Annotated in this window: 15 protein-coding genes; 10 read left to right on the forward strand and 5 right to left on the reverse strand. The window is 65.1% G+C overall.

Annotated features, from left to right (window positions below; genetic code table 11):
* Position 1: 1 nt before the first annotated feature.
* The 3 genes from ACHQ4I_RS04025 (at position 2) to ACHQ4I_RS04035 (ending at position 5,229) form a co-directional block, all read left to right on the forward strand.
* Positions 2-1,555 (forward strand): class I adenylate-forming enzyme family protein, encoded by a 1,554-nt coding sequence (locus tag ACHQ4I_RS04025; protein ID WP_420770294.1) that lies wholly within the window; start codon positions 2-4, stop codon positions 1,553-1,555.
* A 144-nt stretch (positions 1,556-1,699) separates the two neighbouring features.
* The gene (locus ACHQ4I_RS04030; protein ID WP_420770295.1) at positions 1,700-3,517 is read left to right on the forward strand and encodes an ABC transporter ATP-binding protein; all 1,818 of its coding nucleotides are present in this window, start codon (positions 1,700-1,702) and stop codon (positions 3,515-3,517) included.
* Positions 3,514-5,229, forward strand: a complete 1,716-nt coding sequence (locus ACHQ4I_RS04035; protein WP_420770296.1) for an ABC transporter ATP-binding protein — start codon at positions 3,514-3,516, stop codon at positions 5,227-5,229. The genes ACHQ4I_RS04030 and ACHQ4I_RS04035 overlap by 4 nt, the downstream gene beginning before the upstream one ends.
* Positions 5,230-5,458: 229 nt before the next feature.
* Here the strand turns inward: ACHQ4I_RS04035 and ACHQ4I_RS04040 are convergent, their stop codons facing one another.
* Both ACHQ4I_RS04040 and ACHQ4I_RS04045 read right to left on the reverse strand, forming a co-directional pair.
* Positions 5,459-6,835, reverse strand: coding sequence for a cytochrome P450 (locus ACHQ4I_RS04040; protein ID WP_420770297.1), 1,377 nt, complete (start codon positions 6,833-6,835; stop codon positions 5,459-5,461).
* A gap of 48 nt (positions 6,836-6,883) precedes the next feature.
* Positions 6,884-7,762 carry an ABC transporter permease family protein gene (locus ACHQ4I_RS04045; protein ID WP_420770298.1) on the reverse strand — a complete coding sequence of 293 codons (879 nt, stop codon included), beginning with the start codon at positions 7,760-7,762 and terminating at the stop codon, positions 6,884-6,886.
* Between the two features lie 47 nt (positions 7,763-7,809).
* Here ACHQ4I_RS04045 and ACHQ4I_RS04050 point away from each other — a divergent pair, with 47 nt between their 5' ends.
* Positions 7,810-8,274, forward strand: coding sequence for a hypothetical protein (locus ACHQ4I_RS04050; protein ID WP_420770299.1), 465 nt, complete (start codon positions 7,810-7,812; stop codon positions 8,272-8,274).
* Here the strand turns inward: ACHQ4I_RS04050 and ACHQ4I_RS04055 are convergent.
* A complete protein-coding gene (locus ACHQ4I_RS04055; protein ID WP_420770300.1) occupies positions 8,240-9,196 on the reverse strand; it encodes a LysR substrate-binding domain-containing protein in 957 nt (318 codons plus the stop codon). The genes ACHQ4I_RS04050 and ACHQ4I_RS04055 overlap by 35 nt on opposite strands.
* A 91-nt stretch (positions 9,197-9,287) precedes the next feature.
* Here ACHQ4I_RS04055 and mqo point away from each other — a divergent pair, with 91 nt between their 5' ends.
* Complete coding sequence (gene mqo / locus ACHQ4I_RS04060; RefSeq protein WP_420770301.1) at positions 9,288-10,787, forward strand: malate dehydrogenase (quinone); 1,500 nt, start codon at positions 9,288-9,290, stop codon at positions 10,785-10,787.
* Positions 10,788-11,014: 227 nt separating this feature from the next.
* Here the strand turns inward: mqo and ACHQ4I_RS04065 are convergent, their stop codons facing one another.
* Positions 11,015-11,389: a cupin domain-containing protein gene (locus tag ACHQ4I_RS04065; RefSeq protein WP_420770302.1), complete on the reverse strand. Its 375-nt coding sequence runs from the start codon at positions 11,387-11,389 to the stop codon at positions 11,015-11,017.
* A gap of 77 nt (positions 11,390-11,466) precedes the next feature.
* Between ACHQ4I_RS04065 and ACHQ4I_RS04070 the strand changes: the two genes are divergently transcribed.
* The 3 genes from ACHQ4I_RS04070 (at position 11,467) to ACHQ4I_RS04080 (ending at position 13,485) form a co-directional block, all read left to right on the forward strand.
* Entirely contained in the window at positions 11,467-11,937 is a 471-nt protein-coding gene (locus tag ACHQ4I_RS04070) for a MarR family winged helix-turn-helix transcriptional regulator (protein ID WP_420770303.1), read from the forward strand.
* 536 nt (positions 11,938-12,473) lie between these two features.
* Positions 12,474-13,079, forward strand: coding sequence for a transglycosylase SLT domain-containing protein (locus ACHQ4I_RS04075; RefSeq protein WP_420770304.1), 606 nt, complete (start codon positions 12,474-12,476; stop codon positions 13,077-13,079).
* Between the two features lie 94 nt (positions 13,080-13,173).
* Positions 13,174-13,485, forward strand: a complete 312-nt coding sequence (locus tag ACHQ4I_RS04080) for a hypothetical protein (protein ID WP_420770305.1) — start codon at positions 13,174-13,176, stop codon at positions 13,483-13,485.
* A gap of 1 nt (position 13,486) precedes the next feature.
* Here ACHQ4I_RS04080 and ACHQ4I_RS04085 read toward each other — a convergent pair whose 3' ends face one another.
* Complete coding sequence (locus ACHQ4I_RS04085; protein ID WP_420770306.1) at positions 13,487-13,951, reverse strand: MarR family winged helix-turn-helix transcriptional regulator; 465 nt, start codon at positions 13,949-13,951, stop codon at positions 13,487-13,489.
* A 58-nt stretch (positions 13,952-14,009) separates the two neighbouring features.
* On the opposite strand from ACHQ4I_RS04085, the gene ACHQ4I_RS04090 reads away from it, so the two are divergent.
* Positions 14,010-14,987 carry a pirin family protein gene (locus ACHQ4I_RS04090; RefSeq protein ID WP_420770307.1) on the forward strand — a complete coding sequence of 326 codons (978 nt, stop codon included), beginning with the start codon at positions 14,010-14,012 and terminating at the stop codon, positions 14,985-14,987.
* 136 nt (positions 14,988-15,123) lie between these two features.
* Positions 15,124-15,420, forward strand: coding sequence for an excalibur calcium-binding domain-containing protein (locus ACHQ4I_RS04095; RefSeq protein ID WP_420770308.1), 297 nt, complete (start codon positions 15,124-15,126; stop codon positions 15,418-15,420).
* Positions 15,421-15,438 lie beyond the last annotated feature (18 nt).

Here is a 15,438-nt window from a genome sequence, read left to right on the forward strand (position 1 = left end):
CATGGCCGTCATCGACTTCTTCGACCGGGGCCGAACGATCAACCCGACCGGTATCGCCTATCGGACCGACGACGAGGTGTGGACCTTCGACGACGCCGGCGTGCTGTCGTGCCGTATCGCGCACGCACTGTTGAGCGCGGGAGTGCAGCGCGAATCGAAAATCGCTGTACTGTCGCCGAATTCGCCGCTGGCATGGATCTGTGTGCTCGGGGCCTGGCGTGCGGGCGCGGCATGGGTGCCGTTGAACCCGGCCAACCCGGTGGGTGAAAACGTCCGGCTGCTGCGGCGTTTCGACGTCGAGGTGCTGTTCTACCATCCCGACCTCGCCGACCAGATCGCCGAAATGAAGACGGCGTCGTCGGGAGTAGGCGTCTACATCGCCCTGGCGGCCGGAACCGATGACTTGGCCCTGCACGACTGGACCGCCCACCACCCCGACACCCCACCGCCCATCCGCTACGCCATGGACGACGTCGTCGCGGTGGCGCCGACAGGCGGGACAACCGGGGAACCCAAGGGCGTCATGAACACTCACCGCAGTCTGTCGGTGATGGTCGCCCACCAGATGATGGCAATGACCCACCCGGCGGCCGCGCCCGTCGTCAACCTGGCCGCCGCACCCATGACGCATACGGCCGGACTGTTCAGCCTGCAGGCCACCGCGCGCGGCGGCACGGTCGTCATCATCGCGCGCGCGACACCGGAACGAGTCCTCGACGCCATCGAACGGCATCAGGTCACCGATTTGTTCCTCCCGCCGACGGTGATCTACCGCCTGCTCGAGGCGCTGGAACAGCGGACCTCCGATACCTCGTCGCTGCGCTACCTGGCCTACGGCGCGGCGCCGATGTCGACCGAGAAACTCCGCGCCGGCATCGACCGGCTCGGACCGGTCTTCCTGGAGGGATACGGGCAGATGGAAGCCCCCGCCGCCATCTCGTTCCTGCGGCCGGACGAGCACCTGATCGACGGCGAGATCGCCCCCGCCGAACGGCTGAGCTCATGCGGACGTCCGTACCCGCTTGTCACGGTGGCGATCCTGGATGAGTCCGGTGCCGAAGTGCCGCCGGGCGCGACCGGAGAGATCTGTGTCCGGGGCGACCTGGTGATGAAGGGCTATTACAAAGACCCCGAACGCACCGCCGAGACCATAGTCGACGGCTGGCTGCACACCGGCGATCTGGGGCATCGCGATGCCGAAGGCTACCTCCACATCACCGACCGGAAAAAGGATCTCATCATCTCGGGCGGCTTCAACGTCTTCCCCAGCGAGGTCGAGCAGGTGATCTGGAGCCATCCCGCGGTGCAGGACTGCGCTGTGATCGGCGCTCCCCATCCCGACTGGGGTGAGGCGGTGACCGCCGTCGTCGAGCTCAATGCCGGACACCGCGTCGGGGAAGCGGAGCTGATCGCCCGCTGCCGCGAGCAACTCGGCCCGGTCCGAGCGCCCAAGCAGGTGCTCTTCGTCGACCAGCTCCCGCGCAGCGTCAACGGCAAGGTCCTGAAACGAGAAGTCCGGGAGGCGTTTTGGGCCGACCGGCAAACGAGGATATGAGAAGCGCCATGAATAACGACATCGACCGCGCGGACGTCCTCGCCGGCGATGACTACCCGTCGGCAGATCGCCGCGCTGCGCCGGACCCTGACCTGATCAAGCGAACACGACTCGGCGCAACAGGATCGAGGAAGACGGTGAGCGATGACAACCACTGACCTCGGCGCGCCGACGGAGCAGTCCACACCATCACTACCCGATGCCGATACTGCGGCGGGGCCGAGCCTGGCGCAGTTGCTGCGCCCTTACGCAGGGAGTTTCGCCGCCGTTGTCATCCTGCAGGTCATCGGGGCTGCCGCGGGTCTGGCACCACTGTTGGCGGTCGTCGAATTGGGTCGAACCATCTTGTCGCCCAACCCGATCGATCACGGCCATGTCTGGATCGTCGTGGCCGCGGGTGCGGCTGGCTTGTTCGTCCGAATGCTGTTCACGGCCGCATCGTCGGGAATCGGGCATCTTCTCGACAGCCGGGTGCAACTGTCGTTTCGCCGGCAACTGGCCGCGCACCTGGGGCGCGTGCCGATCGGCTGGTTCTCCCGACGCCGGACCGGCGAGCTGGCAAAGGTCGTGGGCAAGGACGTGAGCACCGTGCACCCGTTCATCGCCCACACCCCCGGCGACCTCGTCGCCGCGTTCGTGGTGCCGCTGGTGTCGCTGATCTACCTGTTCACCATCGACTGGCGGCTCACACTGATCACCCTGATACCGGTGGTGCTGGCCGTGGCGCTGGTTCCCCTGATGATGACCCAGACCCGGATGCGCGAGCAGCAGGAGTTCGATGAGGGGATGGGCAGGATCGCGAGTGCGGCCGTCGAGTTCGTGCAGGGCATCTCGGTGGTCAAGGCGTTCGGTTCAGGCGAGCAGGCGCACCGGAAGTTCCGCACAGCCGCAGATGATTTCGCCGACTCTTTTCTCCGCATGGTGCAAGGTCTCGCCGGAATCGCCGCGGGGATGCAGGTGGTGGTGTCGCCGCCGTTCGTACTGCTGGTCGTACTGGTCGGCGGTGCGGCTCTGATTACGAGCGGTTCTCTGGCCCCGGCGGATTTGCTGCTGGGACTCGGCCTGACCGCTCCGGTGGCGGCGCTGGGGCATGGCTTCGACGGGCTGCAGGCCGCTCGGCGCGCGGTGGAGCGGATCCGGGATGTGCTTGCTGTGCCGTCGCTTCCAGAACCTGCGCGCCCGATCACTCCACAGGGCCACCGGGTGCAACTGCGTGCGGTTCGATTCGGTTACGACGCCGGTCACGAGGTGCTGCGCGGAATCGACTTGGTGCTCGAGCCCGGAACGGTCACCGCGATCGTCGGGCCTTCGGGAAGCGGAAAGTCCACACTGGTGCAGCTGCTGCCGCGGTTCTTCGACCCGACCCACGGTTCGGTCACTCTGGGCGGTGTCGATCTGCGCGAACTCGGCAGCCGGGAGCTCTACCGGATGGTCTCCTTCGTTTTCCAGGACGTTCGCCTGCTGCGCGCGTCGGTCGCGGACAACATTGCGCTGGCGGCACCGCACGCCGACCTCGACGACGTGGTTCGTGCCGCCCGGCTGGCGAATATTCACGATCGGATTCTCGAGCTGCCACGCGGCTACGACACGGTGCTCGGAGCGGACGTCCAACTGTCAGGTGGTGAGTCGCAACGGATTTCCATCGCGCGCGCTCTGCTGGCCGACGCGCCCATTCTGGTGCTCGACGAGGCGACCGCCTTCGCCGACCCGCACACCGAACAGGCGGTGCGCCGGGCGCTGGCGACGCTGGCGGGCGATCGGACGATTCTGGTCATCGCCCATCGGCTGGAGACGATCGCCGACGCCGACACCGTCGTGATGCTGGAGAACGGGTCGATCGTCGAGCGCGGCAAGCCCGCCCAACTGCTGGCTCAGAACGGAAAGTTCGCCGAATTCTGGCAATCCCACCAATTCGCGCTCACCGATGACATCAAAACCCTGCAAGGAGACGACTCCCGATGATCCGAATGCTGCTGCGCGTACTGGGACACGAGTACACCCAGCCCGTGCGTCGCACCGTGGCCCTGATGACGGCAGCCTCGATAGCCGAGGGTCTGTCCTATGCGTTTCTGGTTCCGGTGTTGCGGGCACTGTTCGGCAGCACGCCTACGGACGCTCAACCCTGGCTGATCGGGTTCGGGGTGGTGGTCACCGGCTATGCGGCGCTGCGCTATCGCAGCGATCTGTCTGGTTTCCAGGCTGGGACCGCTCTGTTGCGCGGTGCCTATCATCGTTTCGGCGATCGTCTGGCCCGATTGCCCTTCGGCTGGTTCACCGCCGGTCGCGTCGGGGAGGTGTCGGTCCTCGCCAGCGAGGGTGTGCTGCAGGCGATGAGCGTGATCGTGCATCTGCTGGCACCGTTGATCTCCGCCAGCGCGACTCCGCTGACGATTGTCGTTGTGATGTTCGCCTTCGACTGGCACATGGGGTTGGCCGCACTGGCCGCCGTACCGGTCGTGGCCGCGATCCAGATCTGGACGGGACGTTCGATGGCCGCTGCCGATGCGGACCGTGCCGAACGCACCAAGGAGGCCACCGGGAGAGTTATCGAATATCTTCAGACCCAGCCGGTGCTGCGTGCCGGCGGCCGAACTGCCGAACGCTTCCGGTTGCTCGACGACTCGCTGTCGGGACTCGAGCGCGCGTCCCGCCGTTCCATACTGTCGGCGTTGCCCGGCAAAGTGGGCCTGACGCTGACGGTGCAGGCGGTGTTCACCGCGCTGCTGGCGTTGGGCGCCTACCTCTCGCTCGGCGGAAATATCGGTGTGGCAGAGGTTTTGGCGATCCTGGTGCTTGCTGCCCGCTGCGCGGATCCGCTGCTGTCGCTGTCGGAGATCGGTGGCCAATTACGCGGCGCGTATGCCGGGCTGGCCGGTCTCGACGCGGTGTTGCGCACCGAACCGCTGCCGGAAGCTTCCGAACCGATTCAGCCGGTATGCCATGGCGTGGAGTTCGAGTCCGTGATCTTTAGGCATGGCGGCAGCACGGTGATCGACAACGTGTCGTTGTCCGTGCCCGCGGGAGGGCGGCTTGCCGTTGTCGGCCCCTCGGGTTCGGGCAAGAGCACCTTGCTGCAGTTGCTCGCGCGGTTCTACGACGTGAAAGAAGGCGCCGTACGCGTGGGAGGTGTGGACGTGCGGGCGATCAGCACCGATGTGCTGATGCAGCAGATCGCCATCGTCTTCCAGGATGTCTATCTCTTCGACGGCACCATCGAGGAAAACGTGCGTCTCGGCCGCCCCGACGCCACCGACGCCGAGGTGCGGGCGGCGGCGACCGCGGCACGGTTGGACGAGGTGATCGAGCGGCTGCCCGGCGGATGGGCGGCGAACGTCGGCGAGGGCGGCGCCCTGCTGTCCGGTGGTGAGCGCCAACGCGTCTCGATTGCGCGAGCACTGCTGAAGAACGCGCCCATCGTGCTGTTGGACGAGGTGACCTCCGCACTGGACCCGGTGAACGAAGCGGCCGTGCACGAAGGGATCGAGCGCCTGATGGCTGGCCGGACAGTGGTGATGGTCGCGCACCGGCTGCGGACCGTCCGCCGCGCCGATCGCATCGTCTTCCTGGACGCCGGCCGGATCATGGAAGAGGGCAGCCACGACGAGCTGCTGCGCCGCGGCGACCGTTATGCCGATTTCTGGAATACCTCCCTGATGCCAGTAGCGAGCGAATGATCGGCACACCATCGCCGAATCTTGTCGTCAACCTCCACCAGGCTGCCACCCACTTCGCGAAGCGCCTTCACCTGACACATCCGCCCCGTGCACCGGGTCGGCCCGCAACCGCTTCAACACCGGATCGGACTCCGTGAAACCCGATGTACATCAAAGTCTCCGGACATGCCGGGGGTTCAGTTGGCAGTTGCGGACGACTCGAGGGTGGAACTGTGTGAGCGTGCTCGTGTCAGAGCCGGCTCTCCAGCCGGACACGGGTGCCACGGTGTGGCACAACGGTGGCGTGGTGCATCCGCTGTCGTTCGTGCGCACGGCGATCGGGGACGAGGCGTGTGGAGCGCAGGATCGTTCTGATCACCACGTCGATTTCGGCGAGGGCGAAGCTGGATCCCAGGCATCGTCTGGCACCGCCGCCGAATGGAAACCACGCCGCCTCGGGGACTTCCGGGTCAAACCATCTGGCAGGCCTGAAACGGTCGGCATCAGATCCCCAGATTCGGGCGTCGGTGTGGGCGGAGCCGATGGAAGGCATGATGAGTGTGCCAGCTCGAAGGCGCTGACCATTGGACAACTCGAGTTCGCCGGTGATCCTTCTCATTACGTTGAAGATTGCCGGATGTAGCCGGAGGGCTTCCTTGATGACGGCGGCACGGTAGGGGTCATCGTCACGGTCGAGCCCGGCGAGGACACGGTCAAGTGAGTGCTGATCTCGCAGGAGCTCTTCGAAGATCCATGCCAGCTCGACAGCAGTTGTTTCGTGGCCGGCGACCAGCAGGCTCATCAGTCCGTCCCGGATCGTTTCGTCGTCGCGATTGCCGTCGAACAGCATCGAGAGCACGTCGCCCCGAGATTCACGCAGTGGGTCGGCCCTGCGTCGCTCGATGTGCCGATACAGCAGTCCATCGGCGTGGTCCATGGCGTTCAACAGTTTTCGCCAAGGCCCGATACCGGCGAGGGAGGACAGTTGCCAGACGGCCAGGTCAACCACGCGGTGGGGGATGGCTGCTCGCAGGGCAAGTGCCAGTTTGTCGGCTTCCACGGGATCGTCCTCGCCGATGATTGTGCGGACGATGATCCGCAGGCTCAGATCTTGCATGCTGGTGAGCAGGGCGAAGCTGGTGTCGACTGGCCACCTGCTGATTTCTCGTTTCGTGAGTTCTTCCATGCTCGTCGTCATCCGGATCCGGCCACCGTGAAAGGCAGGAACCATAGGTTTGCGCTGCGAGCGATGGTCGTGCCCATCGAGGGTGATGACCGATCGCGCGCCTACCACCGGGCCGAGTGCGCTATTGCCGTCGCCGCCGAGAAAGAGATCGGGATGTCCTCGCAGGACCATTCTGACGTCGGCGGCAGCACATAGAACGACGACCTTGCCGACGGGCAGGTCCGAGAGTGTGAAGACGTCTCCGTAGCGCCGTTGCATGTGTCGCAGCGTTGTCGGACGCATTGTCCATAGCCCCAACGTTTGGATCGGCGTCGGGATCCAGCTCGGCCCCGGCGGCAGTCCTGACATTCGCCGAGGTCGGGCACGGCTGTGCCACGCCGCCAGCCGGTCACGGGCGGTTGGGTGGTTACGCCTGCTGGCGGGAGAATGTGACGGGTCCATCCTTGGTCTCCGCGAGCGCTGTCGGGCTGGATTATGTGCGGCGGTGGCCTATTCGTCGGATAACTCCGCCCATAGCGGCCGGTTCAACGATGATCGGGCGATCAGTGCGAGTGCGACGGCCACCGTCAGCAGGACCAACGGCAGGCTCGAGAACACCATGACGCGAGGGATATGTGCACTGGGCGTGAGACCACTGGCGCCAGCCTGCACGCTGATCATGATGCGAACGGCCAGATATGACGCCGGCAGGGCGATGGCCCACGCCAGCGCCGCGGCGATGGTCGACGTCAGGCCCAGGGTCAACAGCGTGTAGATGTTCCTGCCGCCGTCGAGGCGAATAAGCGCGGCAGCACGCCTGGATTGATCGACGACGGTTGCAAGTGTTGCCGCCCCGATGACCCCGGCAATCGCGAAGGTGATCCACGCAAATGTGGTGAACGAGATCATCAATCGGCTCAGGTTGGTTCCGAGTTCATCGCGGTAATCGTCGGCAGAGAGCACCTGGGCCCGAGGATAGGTGGCAGTCACCAGCTTCTGAATATCAGCCCGCAGTGCGGTGAGGTCGGTGCCCGGCGTGGGCACGATCCCCACGGTGTAGCTGCCGGCATGGGCGCCGGCGATCTCCTGGTAGAGATCGTCACCGGCAACGATCATCCCGCCATCGGAGGTGGAGTCGTCGATGATCGCAACGATTTCGGCTTCCACATGACCGCTCGGTGTCGGGATCGTCAGGTGTGAACCGACTGAAACCCCTTGGGTACGAGCAAAGTTGGTGGAGACCGCGATGCTCGAGCCACGCAGGAAGTCGGCAAGGTCCGAGGTCATCGCAGCGACGTCGAACTTGCCGTCGCTGATGATGAAGCGGTTGAAACGACTGACGTCGCCACCGAAGCGTTCAATCCTGATCCTGCCGCCCGCGAGGGCCACGGTCGTGTAGGAGAAGGTATCGGTGGCCTCGACACCAGGGCGCGCAGGTGTCGAAAGATCTTCCCGATGTGGAGGGCGACGAAGCGGTCGGCGCGGCAAGCATTTTCAGCATCAAGAAGCTATGGCAGCGGGCCACGACACTGGTGATAGTGCACACCAGCCCGTACGTGCTGGTCCTCGTTCTCTCGGTAGCAGGTGTCGTTCCAACCAGGGTTGCGTGGGTTCTGCTGCTGCTGCCGATCATCCTCGCTGTGATCTATCTCGGGGAGCAAGTACAGACGACGCCGGCCATGGTTGCGCTCTATGAGGTGAGCTACACCTATGTCCACGCATTCCTGCTGGCGCTGCTGGTCCTGATGTGGCCGAGCCCCGCGGCGGTCACGGTGTCGATCGCGGTGTTCGGTATCCGAATACTTGCGGTGATCATGAGGCTGCAACCGAGAATCGTCGGTGACGAATTCACCGTGTGGAATGGGCTCAAGGAGTTGGCGGTTCAGGACTCCCGTGTCTGAGGCCTGCGCGAGGTTCGGTGGCGTCGATGTGCGCCATCGCGCGCTGGGCGACGAATTCGTATAGGCGGGCAACCACCGGGGTCGGTCGGTGGTTGCTGAGCACTAGCGCAATCGTCCGGTCACGTCGGCAGGAAAGCCGCACACGGTGCAGGTCTGGATGGGGTGTTTCAGGCTCGGGCAAGAGCGCGACACCCATTCCGTGCGCGACCAAGGAACGCATGGTGTCGAACTCGGTGATCTCGAAGGCGACGTTCGGCGTGAATCCGGCTTCAGCGCACCAGGAGTCGAGCATGCGCCGCAAATGATAGGTCGGCGGGTTGGCAATGAAGGATTCCCGACCGAGGTCGGCCAGGTCGACCGTGTCAGAGCCCGCGAGGCGATGACTACGGGGTACGTAAAGGTGAATTCGCTGCTGCCCCAATACCACTGCCGGTAGGTCGTCAGGTGAAGGGATCATGACAGCGAGATCGAGGCGTCCGTCACGGATGAGCTCGGCCAATCCTTCGCCGTGAGCTTGGACGAGGTGCAGACGGACACGCGGTGCGCCGGTATGGAATTCGGCCAGCATGGACGGCATGCTGATCGGCCCGAGGGTGAGCGGGAAACCGAACCGCACCAGTCCGGTTTCTGGGTCGGCGTTGCTGCGCACGCCACTGAGAGCATCGTCGAGGGCCCGCACCAATCCGCGCGTGCGATCGAACAGTTCCCGCCCTGCGGGGGTGAGCGTGATCCCTCGGCCAGCTGGCTGAAACAACGGCACACCGACTGCCTTCTCCACGGCCTTCAACCGTCGACTCAGCGAGGACTGCGGGACTCCGAGCTTCTCTGAAGCCCGTGTGATATGGCCCACATCAGCTGTGGTGTCGAATGCCGCCAACAGCGGTGCGAGGGCTTCCAGCTGGGCCGACGGAGAATCATCCACATTCGGATGGTAATCGTCCAATTCTGGCTGTAGACGGAAGAATCGCGGGCGAACGACGATCTATGGGCACAGAATTCAGGGGAGGATCGACATGAAAACTGCCCAGCCCGCGACCGCGAAACCAGTTGTGTCGCACGAGATCTTCGACGTCGTGCTGATCGGCGGCGGCATTATGTCCGCAACACTGGGCGCGATGATCGCCAAGCTCCAACCGGATTGGTCGATGGTGATGTTCGAGCGCCTCAGCGAGGTCGCCGCTGAGAGCTCGAATGCATGGAACAATGCCGGAACCGGGCATTCGGGATTGTGCGAGCTGAATTACATGCCCGACCCGCAGGATCCGACGAAGGCCGAGCAGATCGCCGGACTGTTTCATCTCTCGCGACAATTCTGGGCCGCACTTGTCGACGAGGGCGATCTCACCGATCCCGCATCGTTCATCAATCCGACTCCGCATATGGATGTCGTGTTCGGCCACCGGGATGTGGCATACCTGCGTCACCGATATCAGACGCTGCGCACGTTGCCACTGTTCTCGGCCATGGAGTACACCGAGGACCCGGCGGTGATCACACAGTGGGCACCGCTGTTGATGGACGGGCGCAGCCCCGGTGAGCCGATGGCTGCCACACGCTACGAAGCCGGTACCGATATCGATTTCGGCGCCCTGACGACGGCACTGACCACGGTGGTGACGAACGCTGGCGCACAGGTGCGGGTCGGGCAGGAGGTAACCGGTCTGTGTCGGGGAGAGGACGGGCTCTGGACGATCACCGGTCGCCACCGCGATGCCAAGCGGCGCTTCACCGTTCGCGCGAAGTTCGTCTTCGTCGGCGCGGGCGGATATGCGCTCAAGCTACTACAGAGAGCCCGGGTTGCCGAGGTTCACGGCTATGGCGTGTTTCCCTTCGGCGCACAGTTTCTGCGGACCGACAATCCCGAGGTGGTCAGCCGCCACAACGCCAAGGTCTACAGCCAGGCGTCCCTCGGCGCCCCACCGATGTCGGTGCCCCACATGGACAAACGGCTGGTTGACGGGCAGCAGTCCCTATTGTTCGGGCCCTACGCGACGTTCAGTACGCGACTGCTCAAACGCGGCCGGCTGATCGACCTGTTCACCACAGTGCGCCTGACCAATATCGCGGTCTTGCTGGCCGTCGCTGTCCAGAACCTGTCCTTGGTCGGTTATCTCATCGGGCAGTTGCTCTCCACGCGCCGCCGTAAATTCGCGCAGCTGCAGCGTTTCTATCCGGCCGCCGATCCTGCCGACTGGTATCTGGTTCAGGCCGGGCAGCGCGCGCAGCTGGTCAAGCCGGATGCCCACAAAGTCGGTGTCCTGACCTTCGGTACCGAATTGGTGACGGCAGCCGACGGAACCATCGCGGGGCTGCTGGGTGCGTCGCCTGGGGCCTCGACCGCCCCAGCGATCATGGTCGACCTCCTTGCACGATGCTTCCCACAAGAGGCGATGCGTTGGGAGCCGCTGCTGCTCAGGATGCTGCCTGAGATGACAACGGCGATCGGGACCCAGCAGCACACTGTCGATGCCAATCTCGCTAGAACAGGGCAGATCCTGGGCTTGGAGTCGTAACCACTGTGGGACCGGCATCGCCGCCGAGGGCAGCCCATGCCGACCCACCGGCACATTGACCGGAACGCTCGATCAGCGGGTTCGGGGTTCGAGTCCCTGATGGCGCACCCAGCCAAATCCCCCGTCGGCAGCGCGCCGACGGGGGATTTTTGATCAATGCGTCAACACAGCACCATCGAAGCGATAGCGCCGGGGGTGTCGTTGGACACGCGCCCTGGCGGCTCCGATCAGCTGGCCCATGGCGGATTGATGACGGTTCCGTCGAGCAGTTCAGCCTGGAAGCCGACCGGGACGGTCACCACCAGGGTGGCGGTTTCGGTTCCGCTGTTGACCAGGTTGATGGTCGAGCCCGCCGGCGCGACGGCGGCATCGCCCACTCGCAATTCCTCCGGCTGGCCGTCGATGGTCAGCGTCACCACGCCCTCGATGATCACGAAGGCCTCCTCTCGTAAAACCTTGTGCGGCATGCCCTTCAAACCCGCGGGCACCCGGGTCTGCCAGACGCACAGTTCGGCGCTGCCGGTGCCGGGGCGAATGTAGGAGGCGAATTGGGTGCCGTGCATTTCGTGGACTTCGGCCTCGGCGGCACGGGTTACTGGCATGTCTTGCTCCTCTTATTTAGTCAAGCAGGTTGACTATATAGTCAAGCAACTTGCCCATCCGTGTCAAGATGTGGGTCATGTCGGATCTGAAACCCGCCTCGCCCCTGCGACCCGGGCAGGATCTCGCGCTGCTGCTGCTGGCCGCGGGGGCGGCCGCGACCGACGCCATCCACGCGGGCGTCGTCGCGGCCGGATTCGCCGATGTGCGGCCGACGCACGGGTTCGCGTTCGTGCGGCTGGCACCGAACGGGGCGACGGTCGGCGAGGTGGCCGAGCATCTGGGGGTGACCAAACAGGCCGCGAGTCAGTTGGTGGACGAACTTGTGCGCAAGGGCTACGCCGAACGCAATGCGCATCCGGACGACGCGCGCGCACGGTTGATCACATTGACCGAGAAGGGGTGGGCCTGCACCCGCGCCGCCGATGCCGCCGCGGCGAACTTCGCCGCCCACTGGGCGTCCGTTTTGGGCGATTCCGCGGTGACCCAATTGCGTAACAATTTGACCCGCGTGGTGCCCCCCGGACGGGTCCGTCCGGCCTCTTGGTGACCAAATCGAGACAAAGTGGCCTCCATTACAAGGAAATTTACGTGACCTGCGTCACATCAAGTTTAGGGGCAAACTCCCCGCATACGGCCGGTTTCTGGTGGCTCGACCAGGGCTTTCCAAGATCGGCAACCCCGGGCGTTCACTATTCGTTCACGCTGCGTTAACCCATCGTGACCAAGCTGAGACCAGGTCACGGAACAGACCTGAAGTTTGGTTAGACCGAGGAGCAATCCACAGACATTCGGAAAACGACCGCAACGGCAGATATGTTCGCCCGCCGCGGTCGCTGGAGATATCAGCGGCACCACAGCCCGTGACCGCATTCTCCTCCGAACGACAGCGGCACCCGCCGGGCATCGACCCCGGGTAGTTCTCACCGCGTCGCGCGCCGGGCTCCGCCTGGCCTTCACAACAAAACCCGAAAACAGCATATGAACCGATTCAGCGGGCGACCCCACCGGGGTGCCCGTCGGTGATCCGCACTGCCTACACCAGGCCGAATCACCAATGGACACGATCAAGGAACTGATTTCGAAATGCCAGACAAGCGCTTTTCCTCCTTCCGCCGCCCGTCCCTCCGTGACGGTGTCACCCTCATTGTGGCCGCGGCCGGTGTCATCGCCGTCGGCGCCTCCTCCGTCGCGGCGCTGGCCGACGACAGCGTTCCGTCTCGCATCGCGATGGTCGCCGAGCAGCAGCCCGCCCCCGCCGTCACGCCGGTCGACGCCCCGGTCCTGCCCGCTCTGCCCGCGCTGCCCGCGCTCCCCGAACTGCCGCCGGTCCCCGGTCTGCCCCTCCCGCCGCCTCCGGCCCCGGTCTACGAGGACAACCTCGACGGCTGGATCCACCACGCCCTCGACATCATGGCGGCGAACGGCATCCCGGGTAGCTACGACGGCATCTACCGCAACATCATGCGCGAATCGGGCGGCAACCCCCAGGCCATCAACCTCTGGGACTCCAACGCCGCCAAGGGCATTCCGTCCAAGGGCCTGCTCCAGGTGATCGACCCGACCTTCAACGCCTACCACGTCGAGGGCACCGCCTGGGATATCTACGAGCCGGTCGCCAACATCACCGCGGCCTGCAACTACGCGGCGCACCGCTACGGCTCGATGGACAACGTCAACTCGGCGTACTGATCCACGACTCTTCGATAACGCCTCCCCACCCGACGGTGGGGAGGCGTTGTCGTAGGGTCGTCGCAGACCAACCACCATCGATGTGGACTGCGCCATGACCGATTACGCCCACTCCGACCACGCGTCGAAGAGCCGCGCCGAGAAGGCGCGCCGCCTCGCGGCCTACATCTGGGATCGCGGCATCACCGGGGCCGAAGTGCTGGATATGCCAGCGGCGGTCCGTCGGAAGCTGGCGCGCGCGGCCCAGACGAATCCGCCGAGCACCGACGAAACCTGGACCAGCGTGGCCGACCTGCTCGACACGAAGGACACCTGGGCCGCTCGTCATCCGAATCATCCTGCGGCACAACGCAATCACACCGACGAGAAGCTGCTGTGGGTGAAGCCGCCGATCACGCCGTGGTGATTCAGTAACCGAGTTCGCCCTCGCCCTCGGCCTCGGCGACCACCTTGTCGGCCAGCGACCGCAATGCCTGCGCCTCCGCGGGCGTCATGGGGTCGACGAAGATCCGACGCACCAGTTCGACATGGTTCGGCGCCGCCTTTTCGAGCACCTTGCGCCCCTCGGGCGTGAGTTCGACCAGGATCCCCCTGGCGTCGTCCGCGGCCGGGCGACGGTCGACCAGTCCGCGAGAAGCCATGCGTGCCAAGTGTTTCGAGAGCCTGCTCTTCTCCCAGCAGACCTCGGCGGCCAACTCCTTGGCGCGCAGGCAGCCGCCGGGTGCCGCGGACAGCGGCACCAGCAGTTCGTAATCGGCGGTGGACAGGCCGTCCTGGGCCAGCCCGGCCGACAGTGCCGCGTCCAGCCGCTGGCGCAGCCGGATAAAGGCCTGCCAGGTCTCCTGCTCATCATCGTTCAGCCATCGGACCACGGGAATGATCCTAACCAGTCTTTGGTTGACATGGACACCAACCACTCAGGAGGTGCCCATGCCAGCCATCACCGTCCCCGACATCATGGTGCTGCCACGACTGCCCCGCACCACGGATTCCACGCGCGAGCGGAAGGTCGGCAGTATCAGCACCGCTCACAAGCAGCGCGAGGGCGCGGGCTTCGAGGTCCGCCGACCGTTCCCGAGCATGGATCTGCGCTCGGCCGATCCGTTCATCCTGCTCGACCAGATGGGCCCGGTCGCCTATGAGCCGTACCAGGCCAAGGGCGCCCCGTGGCATCCGCACCGCGGCTTCGAGACCGTCACCTATGTCATGGACGGCACCATGGTGCACCACGACTCGAATGGCGGTGGTGGCGTCATCAGCGAAGGCGACACCCAGTGGATGACCGCCGGCTCCGGCATCCTGCACGACGAGCTGCCCGCCGAGGAACTGGTCATCGCGGGCGGCTGGTTCCACGGCATCCAGCTGTGGGTCAACCTGCCGCGCGCGCAGAAAATGGCGGCCCCGCGCTATCAGGATCTGAGCGCCGGTGAACTGACACTGGTCAGCTCGCACGACGGTGGCGCGCTGGTGCGCATCATCGCGGGCGAGGTCGGCGGCTTCGAGGGGCCCGGGTCGACCTATACCCCGATCGCCTACGCACACGCCTCGATCACACCGGGTGGGCAACTGGAAACCGCGTGGCCGCAACGGTTTACCGCGATGGCGTATGTGTTGTCCGGTAGCGGAACGGTGGGCGCCGAGCGCAGACCGGTCAGCGAAGGACAACTCGCCGTGTTCGGCCCCGGCGATTCGCTCACCGTCACCGCGGATGCGGTGCAGCACAACCGAACCGGCGATCTCGAGGTGTTGCTGCTCGGTGGCCAGCCGATCAAAGAACCTGTCGTGCAATACGGTCCGTTCGTCATGAACACCCGCGCCGAAATCATCCAGGCGATGGAGGATTACCAGGCGGGACGAATGGGAAATATTCCGGCCCAACATTCGGCTGGCAGGCGTCTGGGCGAGTGACTGCGGTAGTGGTGATCTTCCCCTAATGCCCCTATTGTCCGGCTGCGCGGTTGACAACGGAGCGGCCCATCACAACAGTGGATGCGGCGTCTCCCCCTGGGCGCCAATCCACCGCAGCACATAAACAGAGGAATATATGAACGTTCGCGCGCTCACCGTCAGCGTTGCCTTCGCGGGCCTAACCTTTCTAGCCGCGCCCGCAGCCCTGGCCGACGTCCCCTCCGGTTCCTCAGGAACGGGCTCGTCCGCTGTCGATTCCGGTTCGGCCGCGACCGGCTCGGCAGGCATGTCCCAGACCGGCTCTGCCGGTGGCGCATTCGCCAATTGCGACGAGGCCCGCGCGGCCGGTCGGGCACCGCTGTTCCGCGGGGAACCGGGCTACGGCCCGCACCTGGATCCGGACGGCGACGGCTTCGCCTGCCCGACGGTCTGATCTGACAGGCCCGAATGC

The sequence above is a fragment of the Nocardia nepalensis genome, from assembly GCF_048910785.1.
Classification (GTDB): Bacteria; Actinomycetota; Actinomycetes; order Mycobacteriales; family Mycobacteriaceae; genus Nocardia; species Nocardia nepalensis.

What these genes read in the sequence shown, in the direction of transcription:
- ACHQ4I_RS04035 (WP_420770296.1), top strand. Translation starts at nt 3,514, where the DNA reads ATGATCCGAATGCTGCTGCGCGTACTGGGACACGAGTACACCCAGCCC.
- ACHQ4I_RS04040 (WP_420770297.1), bottom strand. Translation starts at nt 6,835, where the DNA reads ATGGACCCGTCACATTCTCCCGCCAGCAGGCGTAACCACCCAACCGCC.
- ACHQ4I_RS04075 (WP_420770304.1), top strand. Translation starts at nt 12,474, where the DNA reads ATGCCAGACAAGCGCTTTTCCTCCTTCCGCCGCCCGTCCCTCCGTGAC.
- ACHQ4I_RS04080 (WP_420770305.1), top strand. Translation starts at nt 13,174, where the DNA reads ATGACCGATTACGCCCACTCCGACCACGCGTCGAAGAGCCGCGCCGAG.
- ACHQ4I_RS04090 (WP_420770307.1), top strand. Translation starts at nt 14,010, where the DNA reads ATGCCAGCCATCACCGTCCCCGACATCATGGTGCTGCCACGACTGCCC.
- ACHQ4I_RS04030 (WP_420770295.1), top strand. Translation starts at nt 1,700, where the DNA reads ATGACAACCACTGACCTCGGCGCGCCGACGGAGCAGTCCACACCATCA.
- mqo (WP_420770301.1), top strand. Translation starts at nt 9,288, where the DNA reads ATGAAAACTGCCCAGCCCGCGACCGCGAAACCAGTTGTGTCGCACGAG.
- ACHQ4I_RS04025 (WP_420770294.1), top strand. Translation starts at nt 2, where the DNA reads ATGGCCGTCATCGACTTCTTCGACCGGGGCCGAACGATCAACCCGACC.
- ACHQ4I_RS04065 (WP_420770302.1), bottom strand. Translation starts at nt 11,389, where the DNA reads ATGCCAGTAACCCGTGCCGCCGAGGCCGAAGTCCACGAAATGCACGGC.
- ACHQ4I_RS04070 (WP_420770303.1), top strand. Translation starts at nt 11,467, where the DNA reads ATGTCGGATCTGAAACCCGCCTCGCCCCTGCGACCCGGGCAGGATCTC.
- ACHQ4I_RS04095 (WP_420770308.1), top strand. Translation starts at nt 15,124, where the DNA reads ATGAACGTTCGCGCGCTCACCGTCAGCGTTGCCTTCGCGGGCCTAACC.